12 protein-coding genes are annotated in these 12,566 nt (G+C 36.4%); 2 read left to right on the top strand and 10 right to left on the bottom strand.

Features of this window, described 5'->3' with window-relative positions; genetic code table 11:
• Nucleotides 1-124 precede the first annotated feature (124 nt).
• Nucleotides 125-1,981, top strand: coding sequence for a DNA topoisomerase IV subunit B (locus tag B3C16_RS14740; protein WP_291132991.1), 1,857 nt, complete (start codon nucleotides 125-127; stop codon nucleotides 1,979-1,981).
• Between the two features lie 221 nt (nucleotides 1,982-2,202).
• Nucleotides 2,203-4,920, top strand: a complete 2,718-nt coding sequence (locus B3C16_RS14745) for a DNA gyrase/topoisomerase IV subunit A (protein WP_291132948.1) — start codon at nucleotides 2,203-2,205, stop codon at nucleotides 4,918-4,920.
• A gap of 59 nt (nucleotides 4,921-4,979) precedes the next feature.
• Here the strand turns inward: B3C16_RS14745 and B3C16_RS14750 are convergent, their stop codons facing one another.
• The 10 genes from B3C16_RS14750 to B3C16_RS14795 all read right to left on the bottom strand — a co-directional run bounded on the left by B3C16_RS14750 (nucleotide 4,980) and on the right by B3C16_RS14795 (nucleotide 12,466).
• Nucleotides 4,980-6,626 carry a PAS domain-containing protein gene (locus tag B3C16_RS14750; RefSeq protein ID WP_291132950.1) on the bottom strand — a complete coding sequence of 549 codons (1,647 nt, stop codon included), beginning with the start codon at nucleotides 6,624-6,626 and terminating at the stop codon, nucleotides 4,980-4,982.
• A gap of 244 nt (nucleotides 6,627-6,870) precedes the next feature.
• Complete coding sequence (locus B3C16_RS14755) at nucleotides 6,871-7,644, bottom strand: TerC family protein (RefSeq protein ID WP_121313785.1); 774 nt, start codon at nucleotides 7,642-7,644, stop codon at nucleotides 6,871-6,873.
• A 34-nt stretch (nucleotides 7,645-7,678) separates the two neighbouring features.
• Nucleotides 7,679-8,050, bottom strand: coding sequence for a DNA topoisomerase IV (locus tag B3C16_RS14760; protein ID WP_121313784.1), 372 nt, complete (start codon nucleotides 8,048-8,050; stop codon nucleotides 7,679-7,681).
• A 105-nt stretch (nucleotides 8,051-8,155) separates the two neighbouring features.
• On the bottom strand, nucleotides 8,156-8,737 hold the full coding sequence (locus tag B3C16_RS14765; protein ID WP_370453644.1) for a DUF1572 family protein: 582 nt from the start codon (nucleotides 8,735-8,737) through the stop codon (nucleotides 8,156-8,158).
• Nucleotides 8,727-8,954, bottom strand: coding sequence for a DUF6095 family protein (locus B3C16_RS14770; RefSeq protein ID WP_121313783.1), 228 nt, complete (start codon nucleotides 8,952-8,954; stop codon nucleotides 8,727-8,729). The genes B3C16_RS14765 and B3C16_RS14770 overlap by 11 nt, the downstream gene beginning before the upstream one ends.
• Nucleotides 8,955-8,957: 3 nt before the next feature.
• On the bottom strand, nucleotides 8,958-9,425 hold the full coding sequence (locus B3C16_RS14775) for a hypothetical protein (protein WP_291132953.1): 468 nt from the start codon (nucleotides 9,423-9,425) through the stop codon (nucleotides 8,958-8,960).
• A gap of 13 nt (nucleotides 9,426-9,438) precedes the next feature.
• Nucleotides 9,439-10,125: a hypothetical protein gene (locus tag B3C16_RS14780; RefSeq protein WP_291132955.1), complete on the bottom strand. Its 687-nt coding sequence runs from the start codon at nucleotides 10,123-10,125 to the stop codon at nucleotides 9,439-9,441.
• 1 nt (nucleotide 10,126) lies between these two features.
• Nucleotides 10,127-10,939, bottom strand: coding sequence for an N-acetylmuramic acid 6-phosphate etherase (gene murQ, locus B3C16_RS14785; RefSeq protein ID WP_291132957.1), 813 nt, complete (start codon nucleotides 10,937-10,939; stop codon nucleotides 10,127-10,129).
• Nucleotides 10,940-10,992: 53 nt separating this feature from the next.
• Entirely contained in the window at nucleotides 10,993-11,661 is a 669-nt protein-coding gene (locus B3C16_RS14790) for a ZIP family metal transporter (RefSeq protein WP_291132959.1), read from the bottom strand.
• 61 nt (nucleotides 11,662-11,722) lie between these two features.
• Nucleotides 11,723-12,466 (bottom strand): class I SAM-dependent methyltransferase, encoded by a 744-nt coding sequence (locus B3C16_RS14795; RefSeq protein ID WP_291132961.1) that lies wholly within the window; start codon nucleotides 12,464-12,466, stop codon nucleotides 11,723-11,725.
• Nucleotides 12,467-12,566: the final 100 nt, after the last annotated feature.

Raw genomic sequence — 12,566 nt, forward strand, 5'->3', positions numbered from 1 at the left:
CATTCTTAATAACTTTGATAAATATCATTTCAAGAATCATCCTAATTCCACTATATTAGCAGACCCGAGGTTGTTGCAAAATGCAACGACCGAATTGAACGCAGTTAAAATCGTTAGTTTTATAATGTCAGAACAAAATCAATATACCGAAGACAATATCCGTTCACTCGACTGGAAAGAACACATCCGAATGCGTCCCGGAATGTACATCGGGAAACTCGGTGACGGTTCTTCACCCGACGATGGTATTTACATATTGCTCAAAGAAACCATCGACAACTGTATCGATGAATTTGTGATGGGCGCGGGAAAAGTCATTGAAGTTACGATCAAAGACAAACTGGTAACCGTACGTGATTACGGTCGCGGCATTCCGTTAGGGAAAGTCGTTGATGTGGTTTCCAAAATGAATACCGGAGGAAAATACGACTCCAAAGCGTTTAAGAAATCCGTAGGTTTGAATGGAGTTGGTACCAAAGCAGTAAATGCTTTATCGAATTATTTTCGTGTGGAATCGGTTCGGGATAACCAACAAAAAGCAGCCGAATTCTCCGCCGGAAATCTAACCATTGAAGAGGACTTAGTAGAATCGACTAAACGCAGAGGAACCAAAGTGTCTTTCGTAGCCGATGAAACCATTTTCAAAAATTACAAATATCGAAATGAGTACATCATCAAGATGCTCAAAAACTACTGTTATCTAAATCGAGGTTTAACGATTTATTACAATGGTGAAAAATACATTTCCGAATACGGATTAAAGGATTTACTGGAAGAAACCATTTCTGAAGAGGACATGCAATATCCGGTGATTCATTTGGAAGGTGATGATATTGAAATTGCTTTAACACACAGTAAATCACAGTACTCAGAAGAATACCATTCGTTTGTCAATGGTCAGAATACAACCCAAGGTGGAACGCATTTAGGTGCTTTCCGCGAAGCAATTGTCAAAACCATCAAAGAGTTTTACAACAAACCTTTCGAAGCGTCTGACATTCGTAAATCGATTGTTTCTGCTATTGCGGTAAAAGTCGAAGAACCGGTTTTTGAATCACAAACGAAAACCAAATTAGGCTCAACCGATATTGGTCCGAAAGGTCCATCAGTGCGTACTTTTGTTAACGATTTCATCAAAACCAAACTCGATAACTTTTTACACAAAAACCCTGAAGTAGCCGATTTACTATTGCGCAAAATTCTTCAGGCCGAACGCGAGCGTAAAGAATTATCGGGTATTAGAAAATTAGCCAAAGACAGAGCCAAAAAAGCGAGTCTGCACAATAAAAAACTACGTGATTGTCGCGTGCATTTAACCGATGCGAAAAACCCACGAAGTTTAGAAAGCACGCTTTTCATTACCGAAGGTGATTCGGCTTCAGGTTCCATTACCAAATCGCGAGACGTGAATACACAAGCGGTATTTAGTTTGCGTGGTAAGCCATTGAATTCTTATGGCATGACCAAAAAGATTGTTTATGAGAATGAAGAATTCAACTTACTCCAAGCGGCTTTAGACATCGAAGAAGACATGGGCGATTTGCGTTACAACAATATCGTAATTGCAACCGATGCCGATGTTGACGGTATGCACATTCGTTTGCTGTTGATCACTTTCTTTTTGCAATTCTTTCCTGAGTTGATTAAAGACGGCCATTTATACATTTTGCAAACGCCTTTATTCCGCGTGCGAAACAAAAAGGAAACCATTTATTGCTATAGCGACCAAGAACGTGTTGATGCGATTGAAAAACTAAAACCAAAACCTGAAATCACACGATTCAAAGGATTAGGGGAAATTTCACCCGATGAGTTCAAACATTTTATTGGCGAAAGCATTCGACTTGATCCGGTGATGTTAGACAAATCTACATCGATTGAAACCTTACTCGAATTCTATATGGGGAAAAACACACCGGACAGACAGGTTTTTATTATCAATAATTTGAAAGTGGAATTGGATGTTGTTGAGAAGAATTAATTTATATGAATACGAAAACCATACTCATAGTTGTAGTCATTTTTATTTTTAGTTTTTCGGCTACATTTTTTATCATCAAAAGTAATGATCATAAAGAATGTAATACATTACAAATAAAAACTAAGGATACAAACGGCATTTTAGTAGAATCACAAAAACATATTTGTAAAGAAAAATATTCTTTTTAAAATATAAAAGATACTGAAATAAATTCAGCATAAATGAAAGACGAAGAAGAAGACGATATCATCCCAAACGAAGACGAAAGCAACAACGAGTTGAACGAATCTACGGGCGATGACGCACTGGAAGAAGGCTTTGAAGACATTAAATCTTCGGGCAACCATTTCTACGAAAACGACGAAAACCCGGAAGACACCATTACCAAAGTTACAGGCATGTACAAAGATTGGTTTTTGGATTATGCTTCCTATGTAATTCTCGAGCGTGCGGTTCCTGCGATTGAAGACGGATTCAAACCGGTGCAACGTCGTATCATGCATTCGATGAAAGAGTTGGATGATGGTCGTTACAACAAAGTGGCGAACATCGTTGGACACACGATGCAGTATCATCCTCACGGAGATGCGAGTATTGGTGACGCAATGGTGCAAATAGGGCAAAAAGATTTGATTATCGACATGCAAGGAAACTGGGGAAATATCCTCACGGGTGATAGTGCTGCGGCTTCACGTTATATTGAAGCACGTATTTCTAAGTTTGGCCACGATGTGTTATATTCCCCAAAAATCACCCAATGGGGAATGTCGTATGACGGTCGTCGTGCCGAACCGATTAATCTTCCGGTAAAGTTTCCGTTGTTGTTAGCGCAAGGTGCCGAAGGAATTGCTGTTGGATTATCGACTAAAGTTTTACCACACAACTTTAACGAACTGATAGATGCTTCGATTAAAATATTAAAGAACAAACCATTTACTTTATTTCCTGATTTTCCAACCGCCGGTATTGCCGATGTTTCTAATTATAACGACGGTTTGCGTGGCGGACGTGTTCGTGTGCGTGCCAAAATTGGTCAGCTCGACAAACAAACGTTGGTGATTACCCAAATTCCATTTTCAACCAATACGTCAACGCTGATTGACAGTATTTTGAAAGCCAATGAAAAAGGGAAAATCAAAGTCAAAAAAATAGAAGACAATACCGCTGCCGAAGTAGAGATTTTAATCCATCTTCCGCCGGGTGTTTCTCCGGATAAAACTATAGATGCACTTTATGCATTTACCGCTTGTGAAACGTCTGTAGCGCCATTAGGTTGTGTAATTGAAAACCACAAACCGTTGTTTATCGGTGTTTCGGATATGTTGAAAATTTCGACGCACCGAACGGTTGATTTACTCAAACGCGAGTTGGAAATTCAGTTAGACGAATTAGAAAACAAATGGCATTTCTCGACTTTGGAGAAAATCTTCATCCGTGAAGAAATGTATATCGATTTCAAATTGTACTCCGACAGAGAATCGCTTTACGTTTATATGTATGACCGATTTAAGCCTTTCTTGAAGTCGTTTGTCAGAGAAATTAATGATGACGATTTACAAAAGCTAACGCAAATCCCAATGATTCGTATCACGCGTTTCGATTCGGATAAAGCCGATGATGCCATTGCGAAGTTGGAAGCCGAAATGGAAGAAGTAAAACACCATTTAGACCATATTATTGACTATACGGTGGATTTCTTCCAAAAACTAAAAGACAAATACGGCAAAGGTCGAGAACGTCAAACCGAGTTAAGAAGTTTTGATACCATTGAAGCCACGAAAGTAGTTTTAAGAAACACCAAACTCTACGTCAACAAAGAAGAAGGTTTCTTTGGAACTGGTTTAAAGAAAGACGAATACGTAGCTGATTGCTCTGATATTGATGATGTGATTGTCTTCTTGCGTGACGGAAAAATGATGATTGCCAAAGTAGACGACAAAAAGTTCGTTGGCAAAGACATTATCCATATTGCGGTTTTCGATAAAAATGACAAACGCACGATTTACAATATGATGTACCGCGATGGCAAAAACGGCTCAACGTTTATCAAGCGTTTCAATGTTTCGGGCGTTACTCGTGATAAATTCTATGATTTGACTCAGGAAAAAGCCGGAAGTCAAGTATTGTATTTTTCTGCAAATCCGAATGGTGAAGCGGAAACGGTGACGATTTTATTGCGCCAAATAGGTAGCGTCAAAAAACTAAAATGGGATGTTGATTTCTCCGATATTGCCATCAAAGGAAGAGCTTCACGTGGAAACACCGTAACCAAATATCCGATTAAGAAAATCGAACTCAAAGAAAAAGGCATCTCCACTTTGCGTCCGCGAAAAGTTTGGTTTGACGATACGGTTCAACGATTGAATGTCGATGGAAGAGGCGAGTTGTTGGGTGAATTTAGGCCAAATGATAGATTGTTAATCATCAACCAATCGGGGAAATTGAAAACGATTGTTCCTGAGTTGACCACGCATTTTGAGGAAGATATGATTGTCTTAGAAAAATGGCATCCGAAGAAACCAATTTCAACCATTTATTATGATGGAGAAAAGGAACGTTATTTCGTGAAACGCTTTTTAGTAGAAAACGAAAACAAAGAAGAAATCTTTATCACTGAACACGAAAAATCCCAATTAGAAATCGTTTCAACCGATTGGCGACCAATGGCGGAAATTGTTTTTGCCAAAGTCAAAGGTGTGCAAAAAGATACAATTACTGTTGATTTAGAACAATTTATTTCAGTGAAAGGGATTAAGGCGATTGGTAACCAATTGACCACAGACAAACTAAAACAAGTCAATTTATTAGAACCATTACCATTCGAGGAACCGGAAGAAATCCAACCGGAAGATGTTGAAGTAACCGGAGAAGATAATGTTTCGGATGATATCCAAACAGAAACGGACGATGACGGACAGATTACATTGTCATTAGAATAATTAAACCTGACAGGTTTTAAAAACTTGTCGGGTTTCTGTAAATTTCCGGTGGTTGTGGTTTATTCAATGTTATTGGTTTCGGCAGATTTTTTGACGATATCACGTATGATATCATCCAGTTTATTGGCCGATTCACTAATATAATCAATAAGATTTTCATCGTTTATACCTAAGCTTTTATTGTCTTTCATAAGATTAATGAGACCTAAAATATTTGCAAGTGGAGCTCTTGCCATATGTGATTGAGTCCATGAAATGTCTTTTAATACCTTATTTTGCATTTCAATCTTACGCATTCTTTCTAAAGTATCAGTTAAATCAATCATAGCACCTAATACTCTGGTCACTTTGCCGTTAATGTCTCTTATTAAAACACTCCGGTGCTGTACGTAAGCAACATCTCTGTTGGCTTTTAAAAATCTGAATTCGGCATTAAAATTCTGTTTTGTAGGATCTTTTAAAGCTCTGTTTAAATTACTTAATACTTTTTTTCTGTCTTCAGGATGTATGTTACTTGACCATAAACGATTATCCGTTTTGCTTAGGTCATAGCCTAGTAAGGAGTGAAAACCATCACCCCAAAAAACAGTTTTACTGTCAATATCCCAATCAATAATGGCTTCAATGGTAGCTTTCGTCAACAATTTAAAACGTTCGTTGCTTTCCCATATTTCTTGTTCGTGTAGTTTTCTTTTGGTAATATCTACAGCAATACCTTCTAGTTTAATAGGGACATTATTATGATCCTTTATTAAATGTATTCGCTCCAATATCCATTTTATTTTGCCTGAATCGGTAATAATTCTCTGCTCACTTTCTATAATGTTTTTTTCGTCAAAATTGGAAAATGTTTGGGTGTTGAATTTCAATCGTTCATCCGGATGAAAGCGATTTACTATCGCCTCTAAAGTCAATTCAAACGTTTTGGGGTCAGTTTCAAAAATTCTGTGCATTTCATCAGACCATTGGATTTCTGACTTCACTAAATCATTTGTCCAATAACCTAAACTGGCAATTTCACTTGCAATTTGTAATCTCGAATTTGACTCTGTCAGTTTCTTTTGGGTATTCATTTCTGCTGTGATATCTACAGCAGAAGCTAGTCTTAATTTTTTTCCATTAAAAGCAACAAAACAAGTTTTTACTTTAACTTGAATAATTTCCCCATTTTTTTTTTGATGTCTTACAATGGTCGAAAGTGAACTGTTAGTTTTCAAAGAAAGAGCAAGCATTTCTTCTAATAAAAGTATATCTTCTTTAGGACGAATATCTTTTAATGTCATTGACATGTATTCCTCTTGCGAAAAACCATAATGACTGCAAGCAGCTTCATTCACAAGTATAAAGCGAAGTGTTTCTGTATCAAAAAGCCACATTGGTAAAGGGCTGTGATTAAATAAAGAAATATATTCTTCCGTAGATTGTATCGATTGTTTATCGGACAGTTGCTTTATATCGATGATTTCTTGATAATAGCTTGATATCTTATAAATATTTCTTTTGACCAATATGTAAAGTAGTATTGCAGTAATGAGAATAAAAGCCAGCCCTTTTATAGTTTGAAGTTTGGAGAGTAAATTAATATTAGGAATCAGTAGTTCTAAGAAGTAATCGGAGGTGAATATATATACAGCACTTACAGTTGTATAAAAAAGGACAATTTTAAAAGAAGAGAATTTTTGTAAAATCATTATTTTTTTTTCCATGCTTATGCCTAATAAATTTATATTTTAACAATCTCAACTATTGTAAAAGTAATCTTTTATTGATTAAAAAAAGATGATAATTATCATTTAACAACTGTTGAGGAGCATAGAAATGACAGAATGTAGGATAAAATCTAAAAAAAAGAAGAAGCTGCGGACAATTTGTATTGAAATAAAAAAATGACTCAGATGCGACAAAAAAACTCCCTATCAATAGGGAGCTTATACTTTTGATATTTCACTATTAGTGTTTCTTTTTGCGCATTTTCATATTGATGAATTCTACAGCCAATGAGAATGCGATGGCAAAATACAAATAGCCTTTTGGAACTACACCAACATGCTGTCCTACTAAAGAAGCATTAGATAAATGCATGCTTTCGGTGATTAACATAAAACCAATTAAGATTAAGAAGGCTAAACCAAGAACTTGTATGGATGGATTGGCGTTCACAAAATTGCCGACCGGAACAGCGAATAAAAGCATAACGCCTACAGAAATCACAACAGCAGTAACCATAATGTATATGGCACCTTCAACACCATTGGTCATTCCAACTGCGGTTAAAATACTGTCTACCGAAAAGATTAAATCGATTAATAGAATTTGGACAATTACACTGCTAAATGATTTCGCAGCTGAAGTTTTTAAGTCTTTTTCTTCTTCACCTTTGTGGTCAACCTTTTCGTGAATTTCTTTAGTGCTTTTGTAAATTAAGAATATACCACCAAGCAAAAGAATAATGGCTTGACCGGTGAAACTAGCGCTAAACCAACCCCAATCAATACTAAACCAAGGAGCTTTCATAGCGATTAATAATGTAATTCCGAATAGCAATCCAATACGCATAAACATGGCTAAAAACAAACCAATTCTTGTGGCTCTTTTGCGTTTTTCCTGAGGAAGTTTTCCGGTTACGATTGAGATGAAGATAATGTTGTCAATTCCGAGAACAATTTCTAAAAAAGTTAAAGTCAAAAGTGCTACCCAAGCATCGGGATTTAAAAATACTTCCATGTTTGTAAATTAAGTTTGTATCGGTTAAACGCGTTTATTTCAATTTTGTTACAGTGCCGCGTTGTTTTTGCGCATCGCCTACAAAAGAATAGTCAAAGGTATAGGTATTGTCTTTAGTAAACAAAATTTTCATGCTGATTGCTTTCTTTTCATTCATGGTTTTCGGATGTAATTTTTGCAACACAAATTCACAGTCATTTACCCAACGCACAGAAGCGGTATCGGTTTTTCCGTTAAAGGTTTCTATTTGAAGTGTTTCGGTACGTGTGAAAGTTGAGGTGACCTTTTTTCCATTGATTTCTTGAGAGAATTCAAAAGTGCCGGTTTTAAAATCTTGGCAGTTGCGCTCTTTTTCTGAGCAAGCTATCACGGTTAAAGCGAGTAGGAGTAGTGATGTTTTTTTCATGGGTTAAGATGCTAAGTGTATGAGGTGCTAAGGTACTAAGTTGCTATGTTGTTAGTTTTGAGTTTAGTTTTTCTCAGAACCTCAGAGACTTAGTGCCTTATAACCTTAACGTTTTAATTTATTCAATTCATCATCCGTAAAGTTCTTTATGCTTTTGTCTTTAGAAAACTTCTCTGCATTGTAACTATTGGATTTATTTTTTGGAATGGAAAGCGAATTCCATTCTTCTTTTTTGAGCATTTTGGCATAAAAAACAATTTGACCAATGTGATAAGGATAATGCGCCAACTGACGGTTAATCGCTTCCACAACCGTATGACCTTCATTGCGAATATAGATAATGGTTTCTAATTGTTCAGCGGTTAACGAATTTATCGCATTGAACAAACAATCCCAGCCTCTGTTCCACAATTTCATCAGTTCCGCTTTGTCATTTTCAAGAAAATAGGAATCAAATTCAGCGTCACGATTACGCCATTCTTTTTCTCCATCGGTAGTTAAAAAATCTGTCCAACGTGACAACATATTTCCGGAAAGGTGTTTTACAATTATTGCTATCGAATTGGTGTCGTCATTCACCGAAATGAATAATTGCTCAGGTTCAAGTTGTTCCATCGCTTTTTCACCTAACATTTTATAATAGAGAAATTGCTTTTGAACACTTTCTAAATAGGAGTTATTTTTCATGATCAAACAATGCGTCAGTAAGCGTTTTTATTCCTTTAAACATAAAATATACTGCGGTTAAGCAAAGAACAATTCCAATGGCTAAAACCAACCAATGCCAAGTGTTTTGTTTGTTGATGAAGGCATTGTAAATGACACTCGGACCAATAAACATCAAAGGCAAAGCATAAAGCATGTATTTAATTCCTTTATCGAGTAGTGTTTTGTTGACTGACATATTTTAGAATTTTAATTGTAATCCAAAACCGTTTTGATTCGAAACCGCATTGAGTTCTATGGAGTTATTGGTTGCGCCTAATTTTAATTCTTTGTGTTCCGAATTGTAAATTTCAATCGCTTCTTTATATCGTTTTTTTCTTCCTGAAAGTATCGGCACAGAAACGGCAATCGAACCCAATCCGGCATAAGTTAGTGCCGAAGGATAATCTTTATCAGAAAACAAACCAATGGCCAAATCACCGACCGTTAATCCAATTCCCAATCCTAATAAAAATCCACCTAAAGCTTCTTTTGATTTGGCTTGTTTGTAAAGTGCTGCTGCTTTAACATTGGTGGCAAATAAATTTCGGGCTTCGCGACTGTCAATTCGATTACCGCCTAAATAGAATTTGCTTTTCTCCAAACTCATTTGTTGGGAATAGGAAAGTATGGAGAAGAATAATATGGCTATGGTTATGATTTTTTTCATGGTTATATATTTTTTACAATTTAGTCCAATTAGTAAGTAATTTTTTATCTGAAGATAATTTGCCTGCCACTCGGTATTTTGATTTTATTAATAAAGTCGATTCGATGAATTTTTCTTTGACCACTTTAAAAGGTCTAGCACCGCTGGAATGTATAAAGTAATTACCTTCATCGGATAAATATAAGAATCCGGTATGATTGTCTAAACCGACTACATAAATACCATTGCCTTTTTCTTTTAAAGCTTTTTCAAATTCCTGAATGCTTTTATTCGAAAACCGATAAATATTATCTTCTGAAACCAACTTCTTAATCATTTCCTCTGAAGCGCATTGTGCCAATTTTACTCGGTTGATGGCAACTCCTAAGTCTCTCAGAGTCGTTGTCACAAAATAACCGCAAGCAATATTACCTTCATTTGGCTTTTGACTGGTACCATTAAAATCCCAATTGGTTCCGTACCAATAAGGAAATATTTTATTGGTCAGTTGGTTGGTGAATGATTTTCCAATTTCAGAAGTACTTTTTCCATTCAATTGGCTTCTGATTTGTTTGATGCTATCGAGCGTTTTGGGATAATCATCAGGATCAAGTTCCGATTTATATTCGACTACCGAAGCTCTAACCGAGTTGCGATAAGCATAAATGCCAATGGCCGTAGCAAAAATTAAAAAGAAAACTATTTTAATTGCTTTCTTCATCCTAACTTTGATAAGCTTCCACAGCTTTTCTAACGCTACCGTGTTTTTCCAATAAAGCCGAAGCTTCTTCATAACTCACCGGAATTTCACCCATAATCATTCGAACGCCACGGTCAACGAGTTTTACGTTGCTCAATTGCATATCGACCATTTTGTTCCCTTTTACGCGTCCTAATTGAATCATCGTTGCCGTAGAAATCATATTTAAGACTAACTTCTGTGCGGTTCCGGCTTTCATACGAGAACTTCCGGTAACGAATTCAGGACCAACAACCACAACAATAGGAAATTGTGCTGTTAACGCTAACGGACTTCCTTCGTTACAAGTAATACATCCTGTTATAATGTTATTTTCATGACATTTTTCTAAACCACCAATTACGTATGGCGTAGTTCCCGAAGCAGCTATGCCGATTACGACGTCATTTTCGGTTATGTTTTCGGCAAGCAAATCTTTCCAAGCTTGGGATGCGTCATCTTCAGCAAATTCGACCGCTTTGCGAATGGCTTTGTCACCGCCGGCAATAATTCCGTTGACTAAATCAAAAGGAACGCCGAATGTTGGCGGGCATTCCGAAGCATCAACAATGCCTAAACGTCCTGAAGTTCCGGCACCAATGTAGAACAATCTGCCGCCGAGTTTCATTTTGGCTACAATTTGAGAAACCAAAGTTTCAATTTGAGGCAAAGCTTTTTCCACAGCCAGAGGCACGGTTTTGTCTTCGTTATTGATATTGGCTAACAAGTCGCGAACCGACATTTGTTCGAGACTTTCGTATTGTGAGGATTGTTCGGTGGTTTTGGTGAAGGACATTTTTGTGTTGATAAGGTTCTGAGTCGCTAAGTTACTAAGTTTCGTTCAGATTTTTAAACAAAACATGCTAACAAAATTCCCAAAATAATCATCGAAATCTTAGCAATGTTAAACTTGTGTCCTTCGCTACTTTCAAAGATAATAGTCGAAGAAATATGGAATAGAATTCCTATTACAATAGCTGTGATTTCGGTGTAATATTTTGTGATTGTTGGCGCTGAATCGGAAACAAAAGTTCCTAAAGGAGTCATTACGGCAAACGAAAGCATAAAGACAAACAACACTTTTTTGTTCAATTCGGCATTTAAGAAAAAGGTTGTCAAGATTATCGCGATAGGCAAGTGGTGAATTGCAATTCCGAAGGCTAAATCATGGTGATGTCCAACCGGAAAGCCTTCCAAAAAAGCATGAATACACAAACTGATAAACAACAACCAAGGCATTTGCTTGATTTTGTCGTGACCATGAACGTGACCGTGTTCGGCGCCTTTGGAAAAGAACTCTAAAATGATTTGGAACAAAATCCCAACCATGATAAAAATCCCAACGCTATGATTGTGACTTTCGTATACTTCCGGTAACAAATCCATTACGGTTAGCGATAGTAAAAACGAACCGCTAAATGCCAATAACAGTTTAAGATTGTTCTTCTTTTTGGGTTTAATAATCAATGCAATTGCATAGCCGAAAAGAACTGATAGTAAAGGAAGTATGTAATTCATTTTGTTGTAAGTTATAGGTTCTAAGTTCATCCTATTGCTTAAAGCTTATTGCCTATAGCGTTTACTTAAATATCATTATTAATCTTTCGCTAGTATTCTTGTGGAATTTTTTCAATTTATAATCTCCAAAAGTATCCAATAAGTAAATTCCGGCTTGGTCCATTATGCGCTGGAAATCTTCCAAAGTATAAGCTTTTACCTTTTCTTCAAAGTGAAATTGTTCACCATCGGCTTCAAAATCAATTTCCTTGATGATAAAATGGTTAACATGACTGCGTTTGATATGAAAAGTAATGCCATCGACTTCCTTAGTTTCTTCCGGAATTAAGTTTTCTAAAACCGTGTAAACATTCATGAAATCAATTACGGCAAAACCATATTCGGACAAACTTTCTTTGATAGCCACTAAAGTTTTTAAATTGTCTTCCTCGCTTTCAAAATAGCCAAAGCTGGTAAACAAGTTAAAAATAGCATCATACTTCTCTTCAAAAGGCACGCGTTTGTCATGAACGACAAAGTGTAAAGTTTCATTGGCATTTTTATTGGCTTCAGTAATGCTGTTTTCGGATAAATCGGCACCAATTACGTCGTAACCCAATTGGTTTAAATAAATGGAATGACGGCCTTTACCGCAAGCTAAATCAAGAACTTTTGCTTTTTCGGGTAAATTTAAATAATGGGTAAGATTGTCCATGAAGATTTGCGCTTCACGGTAGTTTCGATCTTTGTATAAAATGTGGTAATAAGGTGTATCAAACCAGGAAGCGTACCAATTTTCGGATTTACAATTTGTAGTATCTGACATTTATTCTTTTCAAATGAATTCTTCACCCGCAAAATTAGTGTATTTTTGCCGAACTTATGACTGTATTGAGCATTGATATTGTCATTGAGATAGATATTGA

The sequence above is a fragment of the Flavobacterium sp. UBA7682 genome, assembly GCF_002482945.1.
Taxonomy (GTDB): domain Bacteria; phylum Bacteroidota; class Bacteroidia; order Flavobacteriales; family Flavobacteriaceae; genus Flavobacterium.